Here is a 26,597-nt window from a genome sequence, read left to right on the forward strand (position 1 = left end):
GTTCAGAACGTCGTGAGACAGTTCGGTCCCTATCTGGTGTGGGCGTTAGAATATTGAGGAAAGCTGCTCCTAGTACGAGAGGACCGGAGTGGACGAACCTCTGGTGTACCGGTTGTCACGCCAGTGGCATAGCCGGGTAGCTAAGTTCGGAAAGGATAACCGCTGAAAGCATCTAAGCGGGAAGCCTCATCCAAGATGAGTATTCTCTGGGAACTAGATTCCCCTAAAGGGCCGTTGAAGACTACGACGTTGATAGGCACCATGTGGCAGTCCAGTAATGGATGTAGCTAAGGTGTACTAATTGCCCGTGAGGCTTGATTCTATAACCTTGACTGGTTTGTTGAGAGAAAATGTGACAAACAGACAATAGTCGGTCACTGCTACTAGATTATTACTTATTCGTGAGCCTGTTGTGGGCCGTTGACTAAGGTTAACGTATTGACAACAGGTATCACACACCGGTTTTCTTGGTAACCATAGAGACATTGAACCACCTGATCCCATCTCGAACTCAGCAGTGAAAAGTGTCATCGCCGATGATAGTGTGGGGTTTCCCCATGTGAAAGTAGGTCATTGCCAAGATTTAATAGGAAGCCCTGTTTACAGATAATACTGTGACAGGGCTTTTTTTATGCTTGGAAGAAAGTGAAGTTAAAATAAGTACTGAGACTAACTCCTGTATAACTAAAACATAGCGATGAAGTATGAGAATGTTTTAAGTACTTGCTAATTGTTATTACTAACTTCAGAACAAGAAGGTTAAGAAGTTATTTTAAGTTAACCTATAATTAATGATTAATATTACAGCAATAGAAAGCATCATCTCGTCGGGAATAGCTCTGTTTGTGTAATAGTGTGTGATAATGTGCTGCTTAAATACTGTGCAATGAGCTTTGCATAGTAAGAATAATAATTATTAACGCATTTGATCGGCAATATTTAAGAATTACTGACGGATGCCGAATGTAAAATTTGGGGTTAGGGGCAAAATGAATAATAAAAAGAACGCCTGTCATACAATGACAATAGGGAAGGTTGCTCGATGTGCTGCTTTGCTATCACTATTATTGGGGTCTTCGGCTGCTTATGCCAGAGATGTACAATATGTAGTGACTTTAGGTATGCCAACTAGCTCTGAAACAAATTCGGACGAAGTTACTTTTTTCTTTGATCTTTCAGAGCCAGTATTAAATATTGATATTGCAGACTTTCAGTTAATTAATAACCCTGGAACAGCGGTTATTTCATCTGTTGTGTTACCTACAGATGGTAGTAATCGAGTTCAATTGAAGGTCTTAACAGGGGTGACAGGTACTAGTATAGCCTCTCTTATGATCAACAATAATACGATAGAAGATAGTAGTGGTGAAGCTGTAACATTGAAGTTTTCAAGCGCATTACCAACCTATATCATAGATAAAGATACTCCTGAAGTTCCAGTAGTCAATGAGCCAGTTTATACATTTGATCAAACACCTACCATTAAAGGAACGGCTGAAGCGGGGTCATTTTTAACGCTGACCAACAGTGATGGAGTACAAGTTTGCTCGGTAACAAGCTCTTCAACTAGTGCCTGGCAGTGTGAAATAACACCAGAGTTAGCAATTGGACCTGCAACTTTTTCAGTTGCAGCTACCGACGAATCAGGCAATAAAAGTAATGCAGTAGAGCATACTTTAACCGTTCTAACTTTAAATGGAGATAACGATTCTGACGGAATCAGTAACGGTGATGAAGTTAATCTGCTGGGTTCTAACCCTACTGCTGCCGATAGTGACTCTGATGGTGTTGATGATTTAACTGAACTGGGTGGTGACATTAGTGATCCTAGTATCACTAATGGTTCAGCTCTAATTGACATCCTTAACCCATATAACGATTCAGATAACGATGGCTTAGTTAACTTATCTGAAGTTAATTTTGGATCAAATCCACTTAAAGTCGATAGTGATTTTGATGGCTTATCAGATGTAATTGAATTCCAGTTATCGTTAAATCCTAACGATCAAGACACTGATAGTGATGGTGTTAATGATGGTGATGAGGATCAAGATAATGATGGTCTTTCAAATGTAGTAGAGGTGTTGCTAGGTACTAAGTTAGATGACGTCGACAGTGATGATGATGGCATTAATGACAATGACGAAGATGGCGATGGTGATGGTTTATCAAACCAGTTAGAAGTAGAGATGGGTCTTAATCCTTCTTCAACTGATAGTGACTCTGATGGTCTATCTGACAATATTGAAGATACGGATGGTGATGGTCTTAATAATGGGCTTGAGGTCCTGCTAGGATTAAATCCAGGATCAGGTGATTCAGATGAAGATGGTATATCTGATGCAGCTGAAGACTCGGATAATGATGGGCTAATCAACTCTTTAGAGTTAACTATCGGAACAAACCCAACAAACGCTGATACAGATGGTGATGGTATATCGGATGGTTTAGAAGATAATGATTCAGACGGTCTAAGTAATCTCTTAGAAGCTCAGTTAGGCATGAATCCTGTCTCTAGTGATACTGACTCGGACGGTATTGCAGATGGCGATGAAGATGGTGATGGTGATGGTCTTGGCAACTTACTTGAGCTGTCTTTGGGCTCTGACCCTGTTGTCGGTGATACTGACTCAAATGGAGTTAGTGATGCAGATGAAGATACGGATGGTGATGGCTTAACTAATGGGCAAGAGCTTATGCTTGGTACAAGTCCTACGGTGGCAGACTCTGACGGTGATGGCATTAATGATAATGAGGAAGATACTGACGGCGATGGTTTAAGTAACGAGCTTGAGTATCTGATGGGATTCAACCCATTGACAATAGATAGTGATTCTGATGGTATTTTGGATGGTGATGAAGACTTTGATAATGATGGTTTATCAAGTTTAAGAGAAATCCAAATGGGCTTAGACCCAATGGTTGCTGATACCGATGGCGACGGCATCTTAGATGGTTTAGAAGACCAAGATAGCGATGGGTTGAACAATCAAACGGAGGTCTTACTAGAGTTAGATCCTGCTAATTCAGATACAGATAATGACGGTATTTTAGATGATAGCGAAGATAACGATAGTGATGGTTTGGACAACATTACAGAAGTTGAGCTTGGTTTGAATCCAGCATCAGAGGATTCTGATGGCGATGGTGTTGATGATGCTAATGAAGATAATGATAATGATGGTCTAAGCAATATCGCTGAAATCACAGCAGGTTTAGATCCAGCCAATGCGGATAGCGATGGTAATGGCATTTCTGATGGCGAAGAAGATACCGATGGTGATGGTATTGATAATCAAACTGAAGCGGCTTTAGGGCTTAACTTCACTGAAAGTGATAGCGATGGTGATGGTATCAATGATGGTGATGAAGATAGCGATGGTGATGGTACTAGTAACCTAGACGAAATCTCAAATGGTACCGACCCTTTATCTTTAGACTCAGATGGTGATGGCATACCGGATAACGAAGAAGATACAGATGGCGACGGTATTCCAGATGTTATTGAGCTTCAGTTGGGTACTGACCCTAATAACACTGACACCGATGGTAATGGTATTGCTGACAACGCTGAAGATACAGATGGTGATGGCTTAAGTAATGAGCAGGAAGTTGCATTAGGTACAAATCCAACGTTGACAGATAGTGACACTGATGGTGTTTCAGACTTTGATGAAGATGCTGATAATGATGGCTTGGGTAATGGCTTTGAGTTAACGGTAGGTCTTGATCCACTTAATTCTGACTCTGATGGGGATGGAATATTAGATGGTAAAGAAGATAGCGATAACGATAACCTTCCTAATACTGTTGAAGCTGAGCTTGGATTAAATCCAGATAGTAATGACTCTGATAACAATGGCGTTCTAGATGGTGATGAAGATTACGATAGTGACGGCCTGAGTAACCAGATAGAAGTTGAGCTTGGTTTAGACCCTAAGAGTGACGATACAGATGATGATGGCATATTGGATCTTTTTGAAGATACTGATAATGATGGTCTAAGTAATGCAGAAGAAATTCGTCTCGGCCTAAACCCTGGTAATGCAGACACAGATGGTGACGGCAACATAGACTCGGTTGATTTGGACTGGGATAACGACGGTGTTTCTAATGCAGACGAAGTGCCTAGTGACATGTTGATTGACGAAGATGGTGACGGTATCCCTGTGTACTTGGATGACAATGATCAAGACGCAAACATTAAAAATGAAGATGAAAAAGTCCATATGGACTTTGACCGTGATCGAGACGGTATCTTAAATATCTTGGATCCAGATGATGATAATGATGGCATCCTTACGCTCACCGAAACGGGCGATATTGATAGTGATGCTGATAGTATCCCCGACTATTTAGAGCCTAATAACCGTGATACAGATGGTGACGGTGTTGAAGATTACCTTGATAGTGATGACGAAGGTGATGGTGTTCCAACATTAACTGAAGTTGGTCTCGGTCAGTATTTAACGCTAAAGGATGTAGATTTAGACGGCATTCCGGATTACTTAGATGCTGATAGCTCAAATGTAGCAGGTGTTACTGATGGCACTGGTGATAGTGATCTTAACGGCATTAGTGATTACCAAGAATGTCCTTCAGGAATGGTTTGCTCAGATCTAGATTTAGATGGTGTAGATGATTACTTAGACAAAGATGACGATGGTGACGGTATCGCGGATGTTGATGAAATTGGTAGTGATGCACTTAACCCACTTGATGAAAATGGGAACGGCATAGCTGATTACAGAGAGCAGAATGCCTCTGCAAGTCCAGATACTACTGATAATGGCGTCAATACAGTCATTAATGGTGGTGGAGGAAGTGTATCTCCATTCTGGGTGCTACTAATGTCACCACTTGTTTGGCTTCGTAGAAGAAGTCAGTCTCAAATTAAAAATAAGAATAACCACTGAGGCAGTTATGAATAAATATAACGCAGATAATAGCCAGAAAAGCACGTTGCTTATAGCCGCATTAGTAATGGTGGCATCTCATGCTGCTAGTGCTGATAACTTCGAAAAGCTTGAAGATAATTGGTATGTAGGTGGCGGCATAGGTATGAGTAAGTTACAGCCAGATGGTGGTGATGAATGGGACGTCACTGATAACAAGGATGTTTCTAAGAAAGTTTACGCAGGATATAACATTGGCAGAGACTTTGGTTTAGAAGCTTTTTGGAATGACTTCGGTGATGCAACGGTTACCAATAAGGCTAATGACAATGCAAAAGTGTCGTACCGTGCTTATGGAGCCAACTTGGTTTACCACGTACCTAGTTATCTAGGAGCACTTCACCCGATTGTTAAATTAGGTGTGGGCAAGGTAAAAACTAAAGGCGATGGTGTCGTTGTAAATCAAAAGAACAAATTTGATATTATGGGCGGTATTGGTGCTGAATACGACCTAGGTGATGGTTTCCGTATTCGTGGTGAGTATGAGCGTTTCGACAAAGATCTGGACCAAGTTAGTATTGGTATTAACTGGCGTCCTGTACTAACAAAAAGGATAGTGGAGCCGCCTCAGCCGAGACCAATAATTATTCGTGTGCCTGTGCCTACTCCAGTCGTTCAAAAGCCACGTCCGGTGCCTAAGCCTGTTGTAAAAAAGCAAGCGCCTCCTCGTCCGATTGTTATTGTGAATCATCAAACTGCTGCACCTGCACCTAGGCCTGTTGTTAGGCGCGCTCCACCAAAACCAAAGACGATTGTGAAGCATGTGCCGGTGTATGTTCAGGCGCCTGCGCCTAAGCCAATAATTAAAACTATTATTAAGCAAGCACCTGCGCCAGTTGTACAGCGTATTGTTGTTAATACGCCTGCGCCAAAGCCACAACCACGAGTGATTCATAAAACGTTGGCTGGTGGATCTAACTTTGCAACGAATAGTTCACTCTTAACAACGGCAGGAAAAAATGCACTGAACAGAATGGCAAGTGACTTATTGCGTGATCGAGTAGTGATCCACAATATTTCCATTATTGGCCATACTGATAGTGTAGGTAGTAACGCTGCAAATTTACGATTATCACAACAGCGAGCAGCGTCAGTTGCTGCTTACTTAGCAAGTCGTGGTTTAAGTCGTAACCAAATGACCGTTATTGGTCGTGGTGAGGCTCAGCCTACTGCTAACAACGCTACAAAAGCAGGGCGAGCTCAAAACCGCCGTGTTAATTTGGTCGTTAAAGGATCTCAAACAATCAATCGTTAAAAGATTATCCAGACCCAAGAAAGCCACCGTATTAACGGTGGCTTTCTTGTTTCAGATCTAAACAACTCTACGTATGAGTAGCTCTATCTAAATGACCGATAAAGAACCTAGTAAAGTGATTACTAAGTTAGGGTCAGTAGCAGTTAATGATCTAATATTTGCTCTAGGAACTTCTGTGTTCTATCAACCTGTGGGTTATCGAAGAACTCATGAGGAGTATTCTGCTCAACAATTTCACCCGCATCCATGAAGATTACGCGGTCAGCAACTTTCTTTGCAAAGCCCATCTCATGCGTTACACATAACATTGTCATGCCTTCTTCTTCAGCAAGCTCAACCATTACATCCAGTACTTCCTTGATCATCTCAGGGTCAAGTGCAGACGTAGGCTCGTCAAACAACATAACCTTAGGTGACATGCAAAGCGATCGAGCAATGGCTACACGTTGTTGCTGTCCACCCGATAATTGACCCGGAAATTTAAGTGCTTGCTCAGGTATCTTAACGCGCTCTAAATACTTCATCGCAGTTGCTTCAGCTTCAGCCTTTGGCTTCTTCTGAACCCAGATAGGACCAAGTGTTAGGTTTTCTAAAATAGTCAGATGAGGGAATAGGTTGAAGTGCTGAAATACCATTCCTACTTCACGACGGATTGCTTCGATATTTTTGATATCGTCAATCATCTCAACGCCATCTACTATCAGTGAACCACGCTGGAACTCTTCTAGTCGATTAATACAGCGAATCAATGTTGATTTACCTGACCCAGAAGGGCCACAAATCACGATGCGTTCACTCTTTTTTACCGTTAAATCTATATTCTTAAGTACGTGAAAGTCGCCATACCACTTGTTTAGTTGGTCGATGATAATGATGTCTTCAGCGCCATCTAAGTGTGGATTTTTTGCTTGTTCGTTGCTCATAGTCATTCTCTATAATTAATGCTATTTAGTATTTTTTAATCGCGTTTGTCAGTATCTAAGTCACGCTCAATTTTCGATGCTAGTAGTGACATACCGAAACAGCAAACCCAGAAGATCAGGAATACAAAGACATAGCCTTCTATTGCCCAACCACCTAACCAGTTTGAATTTGACAGTGCTGTTTGTAGTGTCTGTACTATTTCAGGAATACCGATAATCAATAGGAATACAGTATTCTTAAAGAGCATTACGAAGGTCGCTAAAATATTAGGCATTGAAACTTTAATTACCTGAGGTAGGATAATTAACAATGTCTTTTGCCAGTAGCTTAAACCAACCGAGTCTGCTGCTTCATACTGTCCTTTTGGAACAGCTTGGAAACCACCACGGAATACTTCAGCCATATAACCTGACATAAAGAAAATCAGTACAAGCCATACACGAATCAGTTTGTCGACATTGGTGCCTTCTGAGAAGAACATCGGTAGCATGACTGATCCCATAAAGAACAGTGCAAGTACTGGTATACCACGGAAGAACTCAATCAAAATTACTGAGATTGAACGCGCTAAAGGCATCTGTGAGCGACGACCTAGTGCCCATAAAAAACTGAATGGAAAAGAGATAATGATTGCTGCTGCAGCCATTAAAATATTCAGTGAGAACCCACCCCAGTAGTCAGTATCAACGTACTCTAGACCAAGTAGTCTTCCATCAAGAATAGCGATACAAATAAATGGAAGCACTAAAAATAGAGGGATACTGAGTTTCAGTCGGAAACTCTTAGGAAGAGTGAATGATGAAATCACAGTTAGGGCTAGTAGTATTAAGCATAGATTTACACGCCATAACTCTCCATCAGTATAGCTTCCATAAAAAAGCTGTTGTGACCATGCGTTAATGAATACCCAACATGCACCTTCTTTATTACAAGCAGATTGATCTGCACCAGACCATGTTGCTGAAATAAACGCCCAATCTATTATTCCAGGAATGACAGAAACGAAGAAGGCGATAACAATAAGCGTAATAATGCTGTTAGATATCGATGAAAAGAGGTTGTCACGAACCCAAGCAACGAACCCAGCTGACATATTCGGTGCTGGCTGAGCGGGAGTTGGAACAAACTGGCGACTTGCAGTATTTGAATTATTACTCATCATTATCGACCTGTTAATTCAACATTGTTATTAAATCGATTCATCAAGAATGAGATCATCATGTTCAATATGAAGTATACGATGATAGTCATGAAGATCGTTTCGATGGCTTGTCCTGTTTGGTTCAATGCAGTTCCAACGAATACATTAAACAGATCAGGATAACCAATAGCTGCAGCCAAGGTCGAGTTCTTAACTAAGCTCTGGTATTCAGAGTTTAGCAGTGGAACAATAACGCGCATTGCTTGTGGTACAACTACCAATGACATTATTTTGTTTTCTTTTAGACCAATGCTTCGTGCTGCTTCCGATTGACCTTTAGGAACAGACTGAATACCTGCACGTACCGCTTCTGCGATGAATGCACCACCATAAACGGACAATGCCAAAGACAGTGCCATTAGTTCAGGGATGATGGTAATACCACCTTTGAAGCTAAAGCCTTTCAGAGCAGGGTAGTCGACAGTAAACGGCAAGTCAGTAAACAGAGCGACTAATAATGGTAAGCCGATAACAAGTCCAAGACTTCCCCAAAGAAGTGGGAATTGTTGACCTGTTAACTCTTGGCGTTTTTTAGCCCATGATCTAAGTACAAAGATACCGACAACTGCAATACCTAATGCAATATAAACAAGTGTAGAGCCATCACTGCCAACTAATTTTGGTGTAAATAAGCCACGCACGTTTAAGAAGATGGCTTCTCCAAAGCTAAGGCTGTCACGAGGACCAGGTAATGCAGCTAGAACTGCGAAGTACCAGAAAAACACTTGTAGTAATAATGGTATATTTCGGAATATCTCAACATAAGCAGTTGAAATAGTACGGATTAACCAGTTCTTTGAAAAGTATGCAACACCAAAGATAAACCCTAATATCGTAGCGAAGAAAATCCCGATAGCCGACACCAAGATAGTGTTCAGGAATCCAACTATAAATACTCTTAGATATGTGTCTGTAGATTCAAATGAAATCAACGACATTAAGATGTCATAACCAGCAGCGGTTGATAAGAAGCCGAAGCCACTCTTGATGCCACTCGCTTCCATATTGGTAAGCGTGTTATTTACGATTGCATAGAAAAAATATAGGAGCCCTACAACCAGCAGCGTTTGATAAAAAATCGCCCGGATTTGAGGGTTGTTATAAAAGGCACCAGCCTTTTTTTGTGCAGACGGTCGTGTCGCTGCTTTTATTTGTTCAGTGGTTTTTTTTTGAAACATCGTCTTAGATTATCACTCAAAGAACATGCTTACTGTGAGAGTAAGCCTAGGGTTCATGGGAAGTCTGAATGCATCACTGCCTCAACGGGTGGTGCTTAGGTGTTTCAAAGTATTGAGGTCGTGCAACGAGAAAGGGCACCGTGAAGTGCCCTTTTTTTAACTGCTTTGCTTAACGCATCGCTGGCGAGTACAAGATACCGCCTTTGTTCCACTGTGCGTTCAAGCCACGGCTAATCTTAAGCGGTGAATCCATTCCAACATTACGTTCGAAAGACTCAGAGTAGTTACCCACCTGCTTAATGATGTTATAAGCCCAATCAGCTGATAGGCCCATATTCTTACCAAGCTCGCCTTCAACACCTAACAAACGCTTGTTTGCTGGCTTACCTTTTTCTTTCATTTCATCAACGTTTGCAGATGTTACGCCTTGCGCTTCACCTTCAATCGATGCGTTAACAACCCACTTAACGATATTGAACCACTGATCATCACCTTGACGAACAACAGGACCTAGTGGCTCTTTAGAGATTACTTCTGGCAAAACGATTGCTGCAGAAGGATCTGACAAACCAATACGTAGAGAGTAAAGCTGTGATTGGTCAGATGTTAGGAAGTCACAACGTCCAGATTCAAAACCAGCACGTGTTTGATCTGCAGTATCAAATGTTACTGCTTTATAAGACATCTTGTTTTCACGGAAGTAATCCGAAATAGCTAGCTCTGTAGAAGTACCTGCTTGGATACATGCGTTTGCACCATCAAGCTCTGTAGCTGTTTTAACGCCAAGCTTTTTGTTAACCATGAAGCCTGTTCCGTCATAATAAACAACGCCGGCAAAGTTAAGACCTAGAGAAACGTCACGAGTGTTAGTCCAAGTCGTATTTCTTGAAAGAACATCTACTTCACCAGACTGAAGCGCAGTAAAACGTTCTTTAGCTGTTAAGCCTTTGTATTTAACTTTAGTTGCGTCACCAAATACTGCAGCTGCAATACCACGGCAAACATCAACGTCCAAACCAGACCACTCGCCTTTCTCATCTTTTTGAGAGAAACCAGCAAGACCTGTACTAACACCACAGTTCAGATAACCTTGTTTTTGTACATCTTCAAGTGTTCCAGCGCTCGCATTTGCACCCATTGCAAGACACGCAAGTGCCGTAAGTTTTACTAATGTTTTCATCTTCACTCCTGAGTTGGTTTTTGTCTAACTCGACCGATACTACGGCAAAGATTAGAAAACTGCAAAAGGTCAATAAGCGCTCATGTTAGGTGGGAGAGGATGGGCTAATGATGCATATTGGTGCAGCGTCTTTTCCTATCGGCTTCACACTTTTTTTCAAGCACTATAAATGGGCGTATGCCGTTGATAGCAACTAAAGTAAAGGCTGTGTAGTGCGCCATGGTGCTGTGTGTTGCAATTTGAAGCACTAGTTTTTAGTCTCTAATTCACTTTAAATCGGCCTGTAGTTATTCTTTTTGGCTGCAAATCATAGTGCAAAAATTGTAATTCACCTGTGAAATTGGTAAGCTACATGGAAATGACTTGCATAACGTTGACGAAAACAGTCAAATGGCCTTAATAAAATAAATTATGGAGAGCAATTTTATGACCAAGTTCTTGCTAGGTTTTTTTAGCTTTGGATGGCTACGTGGCCTAGATTTTTTACCGCCATTGTTACTGAGATTATTTCTAGCTCCTTTGTTATGGGTCTCAGGCGTTCAAAAAATTGGTCTTTTTAAAGCACCTGATGTCGACGTTCTAAACCCTCTTACATGGGTCGATATGAGTGCATATAATTCTACAGTAAGTGCATTTCAATCAGCTTCATTTCCTGTACCACTTCCAGAGCTAATGGCTTGGATTGTGCCGGGAGTTGAAATTATTGGTGCAGTTTTCTTGCTGGTTGGTTTTGCGGTGCGTTGGATATCAATTCCACTTCTATTACTAGTGGGTGGTTCCTTAGTAATGAGTCTAGTAAATGCTGGTCTTATCCCTACACTAGAAGGCTTTGTCGCAAACCACGGTTACAGTAACCCTGACTTTGCTTCAGTAACACAAATGTTCACTTACCTAATCATGTTCCTGACGTTGTTCTTTATGGGAGCTGGTCGTTTCTTCAGTATTGACTGGTTGCTGCATCGCAAGCTTCAGCGTCGAATTACACGTGTAAAAAGTCAGCGATCTGTCGTTAGTAATGATCCATTTGCAGTTAACGCAACGACGTAAATGTATTAACGCTCGGTTTTAAGTATTGCGTAAACAGAACCCGAGCCGCCATCCCGGGGCTGAGCCGAATGAAAGGCCAGCACCCGTGGATGTTGTAATAACCAGTGATTAACGTATTGTTTTAATACGGGTGCTTGACCACGTTTAGAGCGGTTATTTTTGCCATGAACGATGCAAACACAGCAGCCTTCCATAGGATAAGCCAACTGAATAAAGTCTAATAATACTTGTTTGGCCTGTTTTACGCTGAGTCCGTGTAAATCCACTTCCTCAGAAATGAGTAATTTTCCTTGTCGAAGCCTTTTAAACAAACGGTTTTGGATCCCAGAGCGACAATAACTTAAAACTGTCTCTGCTGTGACCTCCTCGACCTCGCCATAATCTGATAATATATCGGGCGCTGACTCTTGCTCATCATGGACTGGCCGTACCTTAGGGCGAGGTTGTGGCGGCCTAAGTTCGACTCGGTTAACAGCAGGCAATGGTTTAACATCTGCAAAAGCAGCTTTTAATAAATCATCGTCGTGTGTGATATTAGATTTTTTATCAGTCATGGTGCAGTGTGTGGTCCACTGTGGAGTAAATTCAATTCAAGCGAAAAGGCTTGGTGATAATAATACAAATGAAAATTTTACTTAGCAATGATGATGGTTATTTAGCACCTGGTTTAACAAGCCTTAAGCAAGGCTTGCAAAGTCGTGCCAATATAATAACGGTTGCACCCAATAGAGATCGTAGTGGTGCAAGTAATTCACTAACATTAGCTTACCCTTTACACCTTACTAGTCACGGGGATGAAGTTTACAGTGTTGATGGCACACCAACAGATTGTGTTCATATCGCACTAACAGGGCTATGCGACAGGCTACCAGATTTAGTGATTGCAGGTATTAACGCAGGCGCAAATCTAGGGGATGATGTTATATATTCAGGGACGGTCGCTGCAGCAACAGAAGGGCGTAATTTAGGCTTACCAGCAATGGCGGTTTCTTGTTGTGGCACAGGTGATTATCACTTTGATACGGCAGTTCAAGCCGTTTTAGCATTACTTGATAAAATTTTGAACCTAGAAATAACTGCCGACACTATCCTTAATGTTAATGTACCGAACGTACCTTGGTCTGAGATAAAAGGGTTTCAGGTGACTCGCTTGGGGAAGCGTCATCAGTCAGAACCCGTCATTAAAACGCAAGACCCTCGTGGTCGAGATATTTATTGGATAGGGCCTGTAGGTGAGCTGCTTGATGCAGGTGAGGGGACTGATTTTCACGCCATTGAGAATAACTATATTTCAGTGACACCACTTCATATAGATCTGACTCATTATCAATCGATGAAATTAACAGAACAATGGTTGAAGGAAGTATAATATGAAGGAGTTAGATGTTCGTGGCATAGGTATGACCTCTCAAAGAACACGTGATCGTTTGATTGTGAAACTACGAGAGATGGGCATTAAGAATGAAGAGGTGCTTAGAGTCATGCGCTACATACCACGTCATCTCTTTGTGGATGAGGCGCTAGCATCACGTAGTTATGAAAATAGCTCACTTCCTATAGGCCATGCACAAACTATTTCTCAACCTTATATTGTTGCGAAAATGACTGAACTATTATTGCACGAATCTGTCCCAGAAAAGGTATTAGAAGTTGGTACAGGCTCAGGTTATCAAGCCGCAGTTTTAGGCGGTTTAGTGAGAGAGCTACATACCGTAGAGCGAATTACGCCGTTACATAAAGGGGCAAGAGATTTGCTGTATCAGTTAGGTTACAGAAATGTACGTACTCATTTGGCGGATGGCAGCTGGGGTTGGGAACAATCAGCGCCTTATGATGCAATTATGGTCACTGCAGCACCAGAACAAGTACCAGATGCTTTAAAACAGCAGTTGGCGATTGGCGGAAGGCTAGTGATTCCGGTGGGTGGTGATGACGGTAAGCAAATGCTACAGTTGATACGCCGTTTATCGGAAGATGAGTTCGTAGTTGAGAATAAAGAAGCGGTAGTATTTGTTCCTTTATTGGATGAAATTAATTAAAAAAATCCTTTAAAATGAAGCTGTTTTCGAATATATATAAGAAAGTAATTGAGTTATCGAAGCATCGACATGCGGAATATTATCTGGGAGGGCTAAGTTTTGCTGAGTCTTCATTTTTTCCGATACCGCCTGACGTGATGTTAATGCCAATGAGTCTGGCTCGTCCAGAATGTTGGGTTAGATACGCTTTGCTAACAACAATAGCCTCAGTACTGGGTGGAGTCGCGGGATACTTCATTGGTATATGGGCGCACGAGTGGCTCGAATCCACTATAACAACAGGGGGGTATGCAGATAAGTTTGAACAGGCGAAGAACCTATTCAAGACTTGGGGAGTTTGGGCTGTATTGGCCGCAGGCTTCTCACCGATACCTTATAAATTATTCACAATAACTGCTGGCCTGCTTTCAATGGCATTTTTTCCTTTTCTCATTGCATCCGCAGTTGGTCGAGGTACTCGTTTCTTTTTGGTTGCGGGTTTAGTCGCTAAGGCAGGTCCTAAAATGGAACCAACCATTTTAAAATATATAGAAATACTAGGTTGGTTAGTGGTTGGATTGTTGATAACTATAATTATTTTTACACAGGTATGAATCATGGATAGAAAATATAAATTATTAGTCTCAAGTTCTTTGGTTGCGATTATGGCTACGGGTTGTTCGTCTTACGGCACACGTGGTAATACTGATCCACAGACTAATGTAACAGGGGCAACAAGTGGTTACGCTGGTCAACAGCAAGCATCTTCTGCGGCTGTTATTAATGACTCTGCTCAAAATGCATGTAGCCAATGTGCTGTTAACAGCCAACCACAAACAACTGTGGTAAATAATGGCGGGCGTACACAACAGTGGTATGTTGATCAGTGGAACCGCCAGCAGGCAGGTCAGCAAACACCAGCAGCAACAAGTGGCCGTAGCCAGCAATGGTATATCGACCAGTACAACCGTAGTCAAGCTGCTGCAAAAGTAAAAGCGACACCAGCAACAAGTGGCCGTAGCCAGCAGTGGTATATCGACCAGTACAACCGTAGTCAAGCTGCTGCAAAAGCTAAGCCGGCTGCACCAGTATCAAATGGCCGCTCTAAGCAGTGGTATGTTGATCAGTGGAATCGCCAGCAAGCTCAAGCGGCACGTAAGCCAGTTGCTTATGTTCCACCAAAGCCAGTTGTAGTGAAGCCTTATGTTGCACCAGTTCCAGCTTATGTTGCACCAGCTTACATACCGCCAGCTTATGTTGCTCCGAAGCCAGTAGTGGTGAAGCCTTATGTTGCACCAGCTCCAGCGACTAAGACAGCGACACAATACATCGACTACACAAATGGTGCTGCTGCAACTGCAGTTGCTCCAAGCAATAAGAGTTTGTACACAGGTAGCTACCAGCAACCACGTCAAGCTTATACACAGTACACGCCTAAGACTTACACAGGTGGTGCTGGCTCTACGAACACAACTGCTTACACTGCTACCGCTCCGGCAGTTACAGGTGGAAGTTCTTATATTGTGAAGAAGGGTGACACTGTATTTGAAGTGATGCGTCAGACTGGTGTTTACTGGAAAGAAATCATCAGCATGAACAACCTTCAAGCACCAACATATACAATTCAGCCAGGTCAGCAGCTTCGTCTTAAGTAATTAAGTAAGTTTGTTGTAAACGGTTAATAAAAAAGCCGCCACCAAGTTATTGGATGGCGGCTTTTTTATGCCTGTATTTTTGTTATTTTTAGTCCCAGTCAAATAAACGATCCCAAAACCCTTTTTTGTCATCTGGCTTACGGTCACGGGGGGGGCCTTTTTCTGGGTTCACAAAAAACTCAAGATCGTTATAACTCATAATGCCGATATGAGTATCAACAAGCTCTCCCGTTGGAGAGATAATAAAAGAAGTCGGTATCCCGCGAACCTCACCAAAGCCATACATAGTGCTGTCTTGAGTGGGAATGATTGGGTAATTGATACCTTGGTCTTCGATGAACTCTTTTAATGTATCGGTATCATCCATCCCTGCATCCATGCCAAGTACAACCACTTTTTCGGGGTTGTCTTTAACAAATCGAATAAGGTCGGGTATCTCTACTCTGCAAGGAGAGCAAAATATTGCCCAGTAGTTTGCAATAACCCACTTACCTCGATAGTCGGAGAGCTTGGATTGTTGGTTATTAACATCGAAAAAAGAAAAGTCGTCCACAGGATCAGCCTGTGCTAAAGCGCTAGTGCCTAATATTATTGTTAGGAAAAGGCAGCGTAAATAAACCATAAATTGTCACCATTGAAGTGTAACGTGATAAATTAGCAAGTCGTTAAAGTGTTGTTACCCATGCAGGTATGAAAATGAGTGAAAAAGCGATCATATATCACAATCCACGTTGTTCAAAATCCCGTGAGACACTAGAAATATTAGAGTCACATGGTGAGCCGTTCGACATCGTTAAATACTTGGATGTTCCCCCAGCGAAGGCAACATTGCAAAATATCCTAACATTGCTTGAGCTTACGCCCCGTGAACTGATGCGTAAGGGTGAGTCTGAATACGCTGAAAACAACTTGGCAGATCAATCATTGACTGATGATCAGCTGATCGAGGCTATGATAGAGCACCCTAAGCTTATCGAAAGGCCCATTGTTGTAAAGAATGATCGTGCAGTCATCGGTCGTCCACCTGAGTCCGTGTTAAACATTCTTTAAAAGGTTGAGTTTCATGAAGCAAGTATTGGTACTTTATTACAGTCGGCATGGGTCAACTTTTGAGTTAGCGAAACGCGTTGCGCGTGGTGTTGAGTCAGTTGAAGGTGTTGAAGCAGTCATTAGAACAGTTCCTGAAATCTCTACGGTGTGTGAGACGACAGAGTCAGCAGTGCCTGAGTCTGGTGCGCCTTACGTAACTGTTGAAGAGCTAATTGCGGCGGATGGTTTGGTGCTAGGTTCTCCAACACGCTTTGGTATGATGGCTGCGCCACTAAAGTACTTCTTAGAGCAAACGTCTGCACAATGGTTGTCTGGTAACTTGATCGGTAAACCTGCTGGCGTATTTACCTCGACATCAAGTATGCACGGTGGTCAAGAGGCGACACTACTATCCATGATGTTGCCTTTGATTCACCAAGGTATGGTCATTGCGGGAGTGCCGTACAGTACGTCTGAATTGATGACGACTCAAAGTGGTGGGACGCCTTATGGGGCTTCGCATGTTGCGGGTACTGATAATACTGGCGAAGTAACGAATGATGAACACGTCATTGCTCTTGCTTTAGGGAAGCGTATTGCGATGCTTGCGGTGAAATTAGCAGAATGAAAGCCTTAAGATATTCTTATTTACTCAGTGTGCTGTCATTACTAGGTATGATGATATTAGTCATTGTGTGGAATGGCTGGCTGGCGACTGAGCAGTCAGTGCCGAAGTCATTTGAAATCGCAGTATTTTGTATACCTTTAGTGCTTTTCTTGCGGGGTATTTTAAATGGAAAAAGAGCCATGCATGTTGCACTCATGGTGTTGGCTTTTTTCTATTTTATGGCCGGAATATCGTTCGTCGTGACGCCTGTTGAGCGTGCTTATGGTGTTGCCATGACTCTACTGAGTCTTGGCATGTACTTAGGTGGTTATTACTACGCAAAGAATCATGACAAATTAGCACAAGCCCGTTTGGATGCTGAGGAAGCAAAGTCAGAGTGACTTCGCTTCTTCTGATTTAGCTTGCCTCCACGCTTGGTCTAACGTCTCATCATCGTAGTTTTCGGTTTCATCGCCTGTCAATAAGAGTATTTCGCGTAAGCGATTTACTCGCTTTTCAAACTTGTTGTTGGCTTTGCGAAGGGCGTTTTCGGGCTCAACATTGAGTTGGTTTGATAAGTTAGCCACACTCATTAATAAGTCACCTAGTTCCTCCTCTATTCGTCGCTGTCCTTGCTTCATTTCAATAGCTTCGACCACTTCATCTAATTCTTCTCGTACCTTTTCAACGACAGGCTGCCATTCGTGCCAGTCAAAACCGAATTGTGCTGCTCTATGTTTAAGTTTAACGGAGCGCATGAGTGCAGGCTGGTTTTGTATGATGTCAGCAAAGTATCCGACTTTAGTACTGATGTTTTTCTGAGCGCGTTCTTGTTTTTTAATGGCATCCCAATCCGCTTTTTGCTCAGTTTCGGATGCGTAGACTTTTCCTGAAAATACGTGAGGGTGTCTGCGTATCATTTTTTGGTTAATTGCATCTGCAATGTCATTAAAGTCGAATAGGTTTTGTTCTTTGGCAATTTGAGCATAAAAGACAATTTGGAAAAGCAAATCACCTAATTCATCACACAGTTCTTCAGGTTTTCCTGAGTCAATAGCGGCGCCCACCTCATGAACTTCCTCTAGTGTGAAGGGAAATAAACTTTGCCATGTTTGTTTTTGATCCCACGAGCAGCCAATCTCGGTATCTCTCAATGTCGCCATGATTTCTAGCAGTTTTTGAGTGGCATTAGTATTTTCAAGTAATTCGTTGCTCATGTGGGTATTTTCCAGAAGTGGGATCCAATTTTTAAGTATACGCAATGTTATCTATTCAGCGAAAGGACGGTATGTAGTTGTTAATGTACATGTTATGTGTATGAATTTTAATCTTTCTGTCGTATATCTTTAACTAGTGTAAAGAGGCGAAGTGCAGTAAGGTAATTAATTCACTGATCCTTTGCTGGAAGGGGATAGGGGTACTGTCACTCAGTGAATATCAAAAAAATAATAGTTAATGATTAGGTCTAACTAACATGAATAGTAAACGCAGATATTTCCAAATAGCTTGCTTGGCATCGATTTCGGTACTGCTAGGCGCTTGCAGTAGTTCGGGGGAGCTTAAAACAGATACAACACCTAAGGTCGTGGCTAAGTCCGCCCCTGTTGTAGTCGCTCAAAAAGACAATATTAATAAACTTTTTGCAAAGAAGGCTCCGGCTGTCGTAGCAAAAAAGGTTGTTAAAGCTACACCTAAAATTAGACCTGTTATTGTCGCTAAGGCAAAGCCGGTTGCGAGAAAGGCTTATGTGAAGCCTAAAACTTACGTAAAACCTAAGGCATATGTGCCACCAAAACCGATTGTTGTTGCGGTACATAAGGTGCCTACGAGTAAGGTGTATTCTCGGCCGGTGGCAAAGCCAGTAGTGAAGCCAAAGGTTGTGGTTCATCGTCCAGCAGCACCTGCTAAGTGGGTTAAGCCGGTAGTGGTTGCTCAAAGAGTTGCTCCAAAGCGCCCTGTCTATGTACAGCCAAAAGCTGCACGAGTGCAGCAAGCTAGTTATCGCCCACCGGCTCAAGTACAACGTCCAGTGGTTACCTCTAAGCGTTATAGTCAGAGTCGTTTGACGGGTGATTTTGCGAGCAACTACCAAGCACAAGCATTTATCGTCATGATGTCTTCACGACATGGTTTTAATCCGTCTTACACTACTGGCGTACTAAGTAAGGCAAAAGCAACTGCTTGGTTAAAACGACAAGCTTATTCTGATGCGAACCCAAAACCTAAAACGAAAAAATCTAGACCATCAAATTGGTCAAACTACCAAAAGCGTTTTATCACGTCTCGTCACATAAACGCAGGTACGGCATTTTATAATAAGTACCGTCGCTCGCTTCAGCGTGCATCTGCTCAGTATGGTGTTCCAGAAGAATACATCCTAGGTATTATGGGTGTTGAGACTATTTATGGTGGTAATGTTGGTACAGACAAAGCGATTGATGCATTGGCAACAATGTCATTTATGAACTCACGTCGTGGTACTTATTTTGCAAGTGAGCTTGAAGCTTACTTATTAATGACGCGCAGAACTGGTCTAGATCCATTGCAGCCAAAAGCTTCTTGGGCTGGTGCGCTAGGTTTACCGCAGTTTATGCCAAGTAATATTAAGAAGTATGGCGTTGACTATGATGGCGATGGCGCAGTTAATCTTTGGACGCCACATGATGCAATCGGCAGTATTGCAAACTACTTGAGTAAGCACGGCTGGCGTCGTGGTGAAATTGCTGCAATTCCTGCACGTAGAACAGGTGGTTCTGGTTACTCGTCACTCAATAGTGGTTTCAAGTATAAGCACTCTTTGTCTACATTGGCACGTAAAGGGTTGAAGCCAAGTTACCCAGGTGTTTCTGGTCAAGTACACATGGTTAAGTTAAGAACAAATGCCGGTAATGAGTACTGGGTTGGTGGAAATAACTTCTACGTAATTACTCGATATAATCACAGCAGTTTCTACGCAATGGCTGTACACCAGTTAGCTCAAGAAATTAAGAAGCGGGTGAAGCCTTCAAGTGTTCGAATGCCAACAGTGATCGAAGCATCGAGAGATAAAGACCTTCTTCTGCAAGCGGCTCATGTCTTGTTGTAAAATAAGTGTTTTAATTTAGTCCGATTACAAGAAACCTCAGGCCTTTGCTTGAGGTTTTTTGCTTAAAGGATTACATTCCTAGCAAAACTTTCTTGCGATGGACACACAAACTTGATTTCTTTAGCTAATATTACAATGCAGTTCGGCGCTAAGCCACTTTTTGAAAATATCTCCACAAAATTTGGTGGTGGTAACCGTTATGGTTTGATCGGAGCGAATGGCTGCGGTAAGTCAACTCTAATGAAGATCTTGGGTAGTGACCTTGTGCCTACCGCAGGTAATGTGAACTTAGATACAGATGAGCGTTTAGGTAAGCTGCGTCAGGATCAGTTTGCTTATGAAGAGTTCTCTGTTGTTGATACAGTTATCATGGGTCATGAGGCACTTTGGAATATTAAAGCAGAGCGTGATCGTATTTACTCGTTACCTGAGATGTCAGAAGAAGAAGGCATTAAAGTTGCTGATCTCGAAATCGAATTTGGTGAGATGGATGGTTATACCGCTGAGTCTCGCGCAGGTGAGTTGCTATTAGGTCTAGATATTCCTGTTGACCAGCACTTCGGTCCAATGAGCGCTGTTGCGCCAGGCTTCAAACTACGTGTATTGCTAGCGCAGGCATTGTTCTCAGATCCAGATATTTTGTTACTTGATGAGCCTACCAATAACTTGGATATCAATACTATCCGTTGGTTGGAAAAAATCTTGAATGAACGTAAGAGTACGATGGTTATCATCTCTCACGATCGTCACTTTCTAAATAGTGTTTGTACCCACATGGCTGACTTGGACTACGGTGAGCTACGTGTATTCCCTGGTAACTATGACGAGTACATGACGGCTGCAACGCAGGCGCGTGAGCAGCAGATGAACGAGAATGCCAAGAAGAAAGTGAAAATTGCCGAGCTTCAAGCCTTCGTAAGTCGTTTCTCTGCAAATGCATCTAAGGCTCGTCAAGCGACTTCCCGTGCAAAGCAGTTAGATAAAATTCAACTAGACCATATTAAACAATCAAGTCGTGTCAGCCCTTATATTCGCTTTGAGCAAGAGAAGAAGCTTTATCGTCTAGCGCTTGAGGTTGAAGACCTAAGCAAAAGTTTTGATGATGAAACTTTGTTTGAAAAGATCAGTATGATGGTTGAAGTCGGTGAGCGCATTGCGATCATCGGGCCAAATGGTATCGGAAAGACGACTCTACTACGCTGTCTGCAAGGTGATCTAGAGGCGACGTCTGGTAAGGTTAAGTGGTCTGAAAATGCGAATATCGGTTACTACGCACAGGATCACGCAAGTGACTTCGAAAAGGGTGAGTCTGTATTTGATTGGATGGATCAGTGGCGTGGTGAAGAAGATGATGAGCAAGAAGTACGAAGTGTACTAGGCCGCTTACTGTTTTCTAAAGCAGATAGCTCTAAGTCTGTAAAAGTAATCTCAGGTGGAGAGCAGGGCCGTATGTTATTCGGTCACATGATGCTACAAAAGCCTAATGTACTATTAATGGATGAGCCAACCAATCACTTGGATATGGAATCTATTGAGTCATTAAACCTCGCATTGGATCACTACGAAGGTACATTGATCTTTGTAAGCCATGACCGTGAGTTTGTATCATCATTGGCAACTCGAGTGATTGAGCTAACACCGTCAGGGATTAGTTTCTTCTCAGGTACTTATGATGAGTATCTAGCAAGTCAAAGTATTGAAGGCTGATAGCTGCCGCAATATGAGTAAATAAAAAAGCCGCAAAGATGTAAATCTTTACGGCTTTTTTATTGTTTTTATTTAATGCTTCTTTAAGACAACGGTAGCATGCTCATGAGCACGTAACGTCAGAAAGCCATTTCTTAAAGAGTAAGTGGCGCGTTTTTTCTTTTGGCTACCAAGGACGCTATAATTCAAGGTTAAGTCATTACCGCTCACTGACCACTTTCCTGAAAATGTTAGCATTTTGTATTGGTAGACATAACGCATATTCTTTGTGAAGTGTATGTTAATGGAGTGGCCTGATACTCCTTTCCAGCTCCCATACAATTGTGTTTTTTCCGTAGCTTTTACTGTGACACAGCTTAGTATCAAGCTTAGTGCCAGCAACCACTTATTAAGGATAATCATGAAGCCCCCGCATTCATTTGTTTTTTTAGTGCCCACTCAGTTTTTCTGAGTCATTTTATTGTCATTTGCTTAATGTGCGCCTAGGTACCCCGTATAGCTTAGTACTAATAAAAGTACGCCAAAAATAATTCGATAAACGCCGAAAGCCACAAACGTAAAGCGCTCTAGAAAACGTATAAATAACTTCATTGCAAAGTAAGCCACAACAAATGCAGTGATGAAGCCAATACCTAAAGTAAGCCAACCATCACTAGTGAATTCATCGTGATGTTTAAGTAGGTCATACCCACTAGCTGCAATCATTACGGGCATTGCCAATAAAAATGAAAACTCAGCACTCGCTTTTCTGCTCATATTCACAAGCATGGCGCCTATAATAGTAGAGCCTGCACGGCTTGTGCCGGGTATAAGTGCAAAGACTTGAGCAACACCAATCCAGATTGCCTGCTTATAGGTAACGTCATCAACACTCTGAGTGCCAGTAACTTTGCCTTTTTGGAAATGCTCAACAATAAGGAAAATAACTCCCCCGACTATAAACATCACTGCAACTGTTGGAACGGTAAAGAGTACTTTGATCTGACTACTAAACGTAAAGCCAATCGCACCAATAGGGATGAAGGCGATCGCAACTTTTACCCACAAGTTGAAGTAACGGAAAGTGAATTTATCTTTGTAGTTGGCAATAACCGCTAAAATCGCTGCTAATTGAATGATAACTTCAAATGCCGCATTTGCTTTTGTCTGATCTAAACCTAGCCACTCGCTCACAACGATTAAATGTCCTGTTGAGGAAATAGGTAAAAACTCAGTAAAACCTTCAACTGCGCCTAAGATTATAGCGTGAATAATATCCATCAATAACTCGTCTTTTTTGGTAAAAGTGATTGTTTTTTAAGTTCCTCGGTAGAATACAGGTAATGTCACGGTTTTAAAAGTTATACAACTTAATACTCTAATATGTGGTTGTGTCCTGAGATTATTGATACTCGATGAATGGTCTATGTTGTTAGATCAAGCCTCATTAATATTTAAATAATGCGCAACATTCTACACTAGCTAACCAAATAGACACTTAACCCATGAGTGCAACTCCAAAGAGTGTATAAAATAAGCTACCAAAGGGTTCTTTTTAACTTAGCTAGTTTGTTGTAACAATTATAGTGTTCTAGGTGAGGATGACGTTCTACTTTTCAGAGGAGGTATATCAGTGTTTTTATTTTCTAATTCATGCTTTGCCGTTTTGAAGGCTTGTGTAAGTTCATCAGAGCAGACTTCAACGTAGTCTTTAACAAACTCAGTCTCTATTTTATCATCGATAGCAAACTGCTTACACTCTGTAAAAATATAAAAAAGCTCTTCTTTTGTGATAACCATTAGCTTAAGTTTTTCTGCAGAAATACTGTGTGGGGCAATATGCTTTTCGGGGGCAGTGTTGTGCGCAAAAGCAATGCTAGCGTATCCACTAATAATTAGTGTCCATAAAAGCTGTTTGTATATCATTTTAACGGTCCTTGTTTTAATGAGTTATTGGCTTTCTGTGTTGTTTATACAATATTTTAATTTTTAACCTAGCTAGCAGTCACTAAATGCTATTTACGACGAGTTAATTAATCCTTAAAGTAATTCGTTGTAGCAAGCCAAAGTATAGGGTGCAGTTAGCTAAGTTCACGTTATAATGCCTGTTTTAGATGTCAGCAGAAAGCATAAAGTGAGACTATCATCCGACGAGTTTCGTCAGTGGACGAATAAATCCATTACACTACTAGGTATGTCTGGGGTGGGTAAAACGTTCATTTCAAATATCCTTCGTGACAATGAATGGTTCCATTATTCTGGCGATTACCGTATTGGTACGCGTTATATGAGTGAACCGATTCTTGATAATGTCAAAGCACAAGCGATGCAAGTTCCTTTCTTGCAAGACCTGCTGCGTTCAGACTCTATCTATATTAGCAGCAATATTACCTTTGATCATCTGAAGCCGCTTTCCATGTTTTTAAGTAAGCTTGGTGATCCTGCAAAAGGTGGTCTCACACTTAAAGAGTTTAAGCATCGCTTACAGTTACACCATAAGGCTGAGGTAGCGGCTATGTTGGATGTACCTGAATTCATGCACAAGTCTCGTACTATTTACGGCTTCAATCATTTTATTAATGATGCAGGTGGCAGTGTCTGTGAGCTTGATGATCAGCAGGTATTGGACACTCTGTCTGACAACACTCTGTTGTTATATATTGAGGCGACTGATAAGGATGAGCAGGCGTTAATAGAGCGTGCCGTTAACTCACCTAAGCCGTTGTACTATCGTGAAGCTTTTTTAGATGAGCAGTTAATCACCTATATGGAAGAAAGGTCATTAGAATATATGGCGTTAATTGATCCAGATGACTTCGTAAGGTGGGTATTTCCGCGTTTATTCAACTCGCGAATACCACGCTACAAAGCTATTGCGGATAAGTATGCTTACACTATCAAAACAACAGAACTCTATCAGGTCACCTGTGAAAAAGATTTTTTAGACCTGATCGAAAAAGCCATTGACCGCCACGTTTAACGAGTACCTACTATGCCATTAGTTGCACATAATGAACTGCCTGCGTTTAAAGACTTACATGAAGAAGGGCAGATTGTATTAAGTCAAGAGCGCGCAAAAAAACAGGATATCCGCGCCCTACATGTGGGCTTGTTAAATATGATGCCAGATGCAGCGCTTGTATCAACGGAGCGTCAATTCTTTCGTTTAATTGGCGCGAGTAATCCAATTGCACAGTTTCGTGTTCATCCGTTTGCACTTGCAGAGCAGAAGCGCGGTGAAAGCGCGCAGAAGCATATTGATTCTTATTATGAGACGTTTGATGAGATTAAAGTGGCTGGCCTAGATGCCTTAATTATTACAGGGGCTAATGTGACTCATTCAAGTCTTTCTGAAGAGGCTTTTTGGGAGCCATTACTTGAGGTGAGTAAGTGGGCACACGAAAATGTCACTTCTACTTTGTGCTCATGTTTGGCGACCCACGCGATACTCGAAGCGCGTCATGGCTTAGCGCGGCATAATATGGGTTATAAGCGATGGGGTGTTTATCCACATAAGGTTGTGGATAAAACACACCCGTTGGTCTCGGATATCAATACCCGATTCGACGTTCCTCACTCGCGCTACAATAATATTTCTAAAGAAAGATTCGAAGAGGCTGGTTTAAAAGTGTTAGTGAGTGATGATGAGGGGAGCGTTCACCTAGCAGTGAGTGCAGATGGTATCCGCACAGTATATTTTCAAGGTCACCCTGAATACGACACGATCAGTTTGTTAAAAGAATACAAGCGTGAAGTGATTCGCTTTCAGCATGGTCTAAGAAAAGATTACCCTCCATTTCCCGCAAATTATTTTAGCATTACATCATGTGCAGTATTTGATGAGTATGAAGAGCGTCTGCGACAAAGTATGTCTGCTAATATGTCAGCGCCAGTATTTCCTGAGCTTATAGTAAGTCCTTATATTGATAATACTTGGCATGACTCGGGTTTAGCGGTTATTGGGAATTGGATGGGTTTAGTCTATCAAATCACGAATAGTGACTTGAAGTTACCCTTTATGTCGGGTGTTGATCCAGATGCGCCATTGCTCTACTTGGAGTAAATAAAAGTGTTGAAATGTTAATGTGACGAAGTGTTTATGTTCAGCTACCATAATGCTTAGTGCTGGATAATTCCCCGCACTACAAGATTTTTTCATATGCTATTTAAAAATAATTTTCATTACATATGAATCAAATTGAGTTCTAAGCTACATATAAACCAGATGCTTGAATGTCTAACTAATAAACTTAGTTGTTTGAGAGCGTCTGGTTCATTTTTTATTTATACAAAGGCGAAAACAGTAATGACTGTAAATAACAAATTAGCGACTGCAGTATCAATTGCATTGCTTTCAGTTGCAGGTTCTGCAACTGCAGAAGTAACTCTATACGACTACACTGAAGCGACAAGTGCTTATGAAGATGCTTACCTTACTGGTAGCTTCAGCGCAAATGACGGCAATGGTTTTGACCAGTCTTCATACTCTGCATCTCTAGGTTTTGATGCTGAGCGTGTATTCAGTTCTGCAAGCCGTAACACAACTATCGAAGCTGATGCTGCAGGTTCTATTTCTCGTGGTTCTGCTGATGGCGCTAACTCAGTAAGCTACTTCGATGCAGGTATTGCTGGTCAGGTTGATACATATTTCCGCCCTAATTCAAAAGGCGCATTTTGGTTCGGTGCTGCAAGTCTAGATGCTGAAAAAGATCAGGAAGACTTCGGTAGTACTGTTGGAGTTGGTCTAGGTTACGGTCGTGTTGTTAACGCTACGCCA

Annotated in this window: 24 protein-coding genes, 2 rRNA genes and 1 pseudogene; 17 read left to right on the forward strand and 10 right to left on the reverse strand. The window is 41.8% G+C overall.

The genetic code is table 11. The features are described 5' to 3' along the window. The 4 genes from DKT75_RS06750 to DKT75_RS06765 all read left to right on the forward strand — a co-directional run. Positions 1-322: ribosomal RNA gene (locus tag DKT75_RS06750) — 23S ribosomal RNA — on the forward strand; the annotation flags it as partial. 144 nt (positions 323-466) lie between these two features. Then, positions 467-582 (forward strand): 5S ribosomal RNA (gene rrf / locus DKT75_RS06755). A 407-nt stretch (positions 583-989) separates the two neighbouring features. Beyond that, positions 990-4,916, forward strand: coding sequence for an Ig-like domain-containing protein (locus tag DKT75_RS06760; RefSeq protein WP_109822664.1), 3,927 nt, complete (start codon positions 990-992; stop codon positions 4,914-4,916). Between the two features lie 7 nt (positions 4,917-4,923). Beyond that, positions 4,924-6,210 (forward strand): OmpA family protein, encoded by a 1,287-nt coding sequence (locus DKT75_RS06765; protein ID WP_109822665.1) that lies wholly within the window; start codon positions 4,924-4,926, stop codon positions 6,208-6,210. A gap of 143 nt (positions 6,211-6,353) precedes the next feature. On the opposite strand, the gene DKT75_RS06770 is transcribed toward DKT75_RS06765, so the two are convergent. The 4 genes from DKT75_RS06770 to DKT75_RS06785 all read right to left on the reverse strand — a co-directional run bounded on the left by DKT75_RS06770 (position 6,354) and on the right by DKT75_RS06785 (position 10,693). Beyond that, entirely contained in the window at positions 6,354-7,133 is a 780-nt protein-coding gene (locus DKT75_RS06770; protein ID WP_109822666.1) for an amino acid ABC transporter ATP-binding protein, read from the reverse strand. A gap of 35 nt (positions 7,134-7,168) precedes the next feature. Beyond that, positions 7,169-8,293 carry an amino acid ABC transporter permease gene (locus DKT75_RS06775; protein ID WP_109822667.1) on the reverse strand — a complete coding sequence of 375 codons (1,125 nt, stop codon included), beginning with the start codon at positions 8,291-8,293 and terminating at the stop codon, positions 7,169-7,171. Between the two features lie 2 nt (positions 8,294-8,295). Next, positions 8,296-9,513 carry an amino acid ABC transporter permease gene (locus DKT75_RS06780; protein WP_109822668.1) on the reverse strand — a complete coding sequence of 406 codons (1,218 nt, stop codon included), beginning with the start codon at positions 9,511-9,513 and terminating at the stop codon, positions 8,296-8,298. Positions 9,514-9,682: 169 nt separating this feature from the next. Then, positions 9,683-10,693, reverse strand: a complete 1,011-nt coding sequence (locus DKT75_RS06785) for an amino acid ABC transporter substrate-binding protein (protein WP_109822669.1) — start codon at positions 10,691-10,693, stop codon at positions 9,683-9,685. A gap of 426 nt (positions 10,694-11,119) precedes the next feature. Between DKT75_RS06785 and DKT75_RS06790 the strand changes: the two genes are divergently transcribed. Further along, entirely contained in the window at positions 11,120-11,740 is a 621-nt protein-coding gene (locus DKT75_RS06790) for a DoxX family protein (RefSeq protein WP_158278806.1), read from the forward strand. Positions 11,741-11,745: 5 nt separating this feature from the next. Here DKT75_RS06790 and DKT75_RS06795 read toward each other — a convergent pair whose 3' ends face one another. Beyond that, a complete protein-coding gene (locus DKT75_RS06795) occupies positions 11,746-12,294 on the reverse strand; it encodes a Smr/MutS family protein (RefSeq protein WP_109822671.1) in 549 nt (182 codons plus the stop codon). A gap of 68 nt (positions 12,295-12,362) precedes the next feature. Between DKT75_RS06795 and surE the strand changes: the two genes are divergently transcribed. The 4 genes from surE to DKT75_RS06815 are packed head-to-tail and all read left to right on the forward strand — an operon-like array spanning position 12,363 to position 15,413. Further along, a complete protein-coding gene (surE, locus tag DKT75_RS06800) occupies positions 12,363-13,109 on the forward strand; it encodes a 5'/3'-nucleotidase SurE (RefSeq protein WP_109822672.1) in 747 nt (248 codons plus the stop codon). A gap of 1 nt (position 13,110) precedes the next feature. Further along, positions 13,111-13,779: a protein-L-isoaspartate(D-aspartate) O-methyltransferase gene (locus DKT75_RS06805; protein ID WP_109822673.1), complete on the forward strand. Its 669-nt coding sequence runs from the start codon at positions 13,111-13,113 to the stop codon at positions 13,777-13,779. A 14-nt stretch (positions 13,780-13,793) separates the two neighbouring features. Further along, positions 13,794-14,372, forward strand: coding sequence for a YqaA family protein (locus tag DKT75_RS06810; RefSeq protein ID WP_109822674.1), 579 nt, complete (start codon positions 13,794-13,796; stop codon positions 14,370-14,372). 3 nt (positions 14,373-14,375) lie between these two features. After that, complete coding sequence (locus tag DKT75_RS06815) at positions 14,376-15,413, forward strand: LysM peptidoglycan-binding domain-containing protein (protein ID WP_109822675.1); 1,038 nt, start codon at positions 14,376-14,378, stop codon at positions 15,411-15,413. An 88-nt stretch (positions 15,414-15,501) separates the two neighbouring features. On the opposite strand, the gene DKT75_RS06820 is transcribed toward DKT75_RS06815, so the two are convergent. Then, positions 15,502-16,035 carry a TlpA family protein disulfide reductase gene (locus tag DKT75_RS06820; RefSeq protein WP_109822676.1) on the reverse strand — a complete coding sequence of 178 codons (534 nt, stop codon included), beginning with the start codon at positions 16,033-16,035 and terminating at the stop codon, positions 15,502-15,504. A gap of 74 nt (positions 16,036-16,109) precedes the next feature. Here DKT75_RS06820 and arsC point away from each other — a divergent pair, with 74 nt between their 5' ends. Genes arsC through DKT75_RS06835 form a run of 3 tightly spaced genes read left to right on the forward strand, consistent with a single transcriptional unit; the run spans position 16,110 to position 17,450 of the window. Beyond that, positions 16,110-16,463, forward strand: a complete 354-nt coding sequence (arsC, locus tag DKT75_RS06825) for an arsenate reductase (glutaredoxin) (protein WP_109822677.1) — start codon at positions 16,110-16,112, stop codon at positions 16,461-16,463. A gap of 13 nt (positions 16,464-16,476) precedes the next feature. After that, entirely contained in the window at positions 16,477-17,070 is a 594-nt protein-coding gene (gene wrbA / locus DKT75_RS06830) for an NAD(P)H:quinone oxidoreductase (protein WP_109822678.1), read from the forward strand. Next, positions 17,067-17,450, forward strand: coding sequence for a DUF2069 domain-containing protein (locus tag DKT75_RS06835; RefSeq protein ID WP_109822679.1), 384 nt, complete (start codon positions 17,067-17,069; stop codon positions 17,448-17,450). The genes wrbA and DKT75_RS06835 overlap by 4 nt, the downstream gene beginning before the upstream one ends. Here the strand turns inward: DKT75_RS06835 and mazG are convergent. After that, positions 17,442-18,266 (reverse strand): nucleoside triphosphate pyrophosphohydrolase, encoded by an 825-nt coding sequence (mazG, locus tag DKT75_RS06840; protein ID WP_109822680.1) that lies wholly within the window; start codon positions 18,264-18,266, stop codon positions 17,442-17,444. The genes DKT75_RS06835 and mazG overlap by 9 nt on opposite strands. Before the next feature lie 257 nt (positions 18,267-18,523). Between mazG and mltB the strand changes: the two genes are divergently transcribed. Both mltB and DKT75_RS06850 read left to right on the forward strand, forming a co-directional pair. Continuing rightward, positions 18,524-20,134 (forward strand): lytic murein transglycosylase B, encoded by a 1,611-nt coding sequence (gene mltB, locus DKT75_RS06845; protein ID WP_109822681.1) that lies wholly within the window; start codon positions 18,524-18,526, stop codon positions 20,132-20,134. 111 nt (positions 20,135-20,245) lie between these two features. Continuing rightward, positions 20,246-21,841: an ABC-F family ATPase gene (locus tag DKT75_RS06850; RefSeq protein WP_109822682.1), complete on the forward strand. Its 1,596-nt coding sequence runs from the start codon at positions 20,246-20,248 to the stop codon at positions 21,839-21,841. Positions 21,842-21,913: 72 nt separating this feature from the next. Here the strand turns inward: DKT75_RS06850 and DKT75_RS06855 are convergent, their stop codons facing one another. The 3 genes from DKT75_RS06855 to DKT75_RS06865 all read right to left on the reverse strand — a co-directional run bounded on the left by DKT75_RS06855 (position 21,914) and on the right by DKT75_RS06865 (position 23,746). Beyond that, positions 21,914-22,243, reverse strand: coding sequence for a hypothetical protein (locus tag DKT75_RS06855; RefSeq protein ID WP_109822683.1), 330 nt, complete (start codon positions 22,241-22,243; stop codon positions 21,914-21,916). 69 nt (positions 22,244-22,312) lie between these two features. Continuing rightward, a complete protein-coding gene (locus DKT75_RS06860) occupies positions 22,313-23,101 on the reverse strand; it encodes an undecaprenyl-diphosphate phosphatase (protein ID WP_109822684.1) in 789 nt (262 codons plus the stop codon). 300 nt (positions 23,102-23,401) lie between these two features. Then, positions 23,402-23,746 carry a hypothetical protein gene (locus tag DKT75_RS06865; RefSeq protein WP_109822685.1) on the reverse strand — a complete coding sequence of 115 codons (345 nt, stop codon included), beginning with the start codon at positions 23,744-23,746 and terminating at the stop codon, positions 23,402-23,404. 208 nt (positions 23,747-23,954) lie between these two features. On the opposite strand from DKT75_RS06865, the gene DKT75_RS06870 reads away from it, so the two are divergent. The 3 genes and pseudogenes from DKT75_RS06870 to DKT75_RS06880 all read left to right on the forward strand — a co-directional run. Beyond that, positions 23,955-24,800, forward strand: a complete 846-nt coding sequence (locus DKT75_RS06870; RefSeq protein WP_109822687.1) for an ATPase — start codon at positions 23,955-23,957, stop codon at positions 24,798-24,800. A gap of 12 nt (positions 24,801-24,812) precedes the next feature. Next, positions 24,813-25,883 (forward strand): homoserine O-succinyltransferase MetA, encoded by a 1,071-nt coding sequence (gene metA / locus DKT75_RS06875; RefSeq protein ID WP_109822686.1) that lies wholly within the window; start codon positions 24,813-24,815, stop codon positions 25,881-25,883. A gap of 243 nt (positions 25,884-26,126) precedes the next feature. Continuing rightward, positions 26,127-26,597 (forward strand): annotated as a pseudogene (locus DKT75_RS06880) (hypothetical protein); the annotation flags it as partial.

The organism is Leucothrix arctica (assembly GCF_003172895.1).
In the GTDB taxonomy this organism is placed as follows: Bacteria; Pseudomonadota; Gammaproteobacteria; order Thiotrichales; family Thiotrichaceae; genus Leucothrix; species Leucothrix arctica.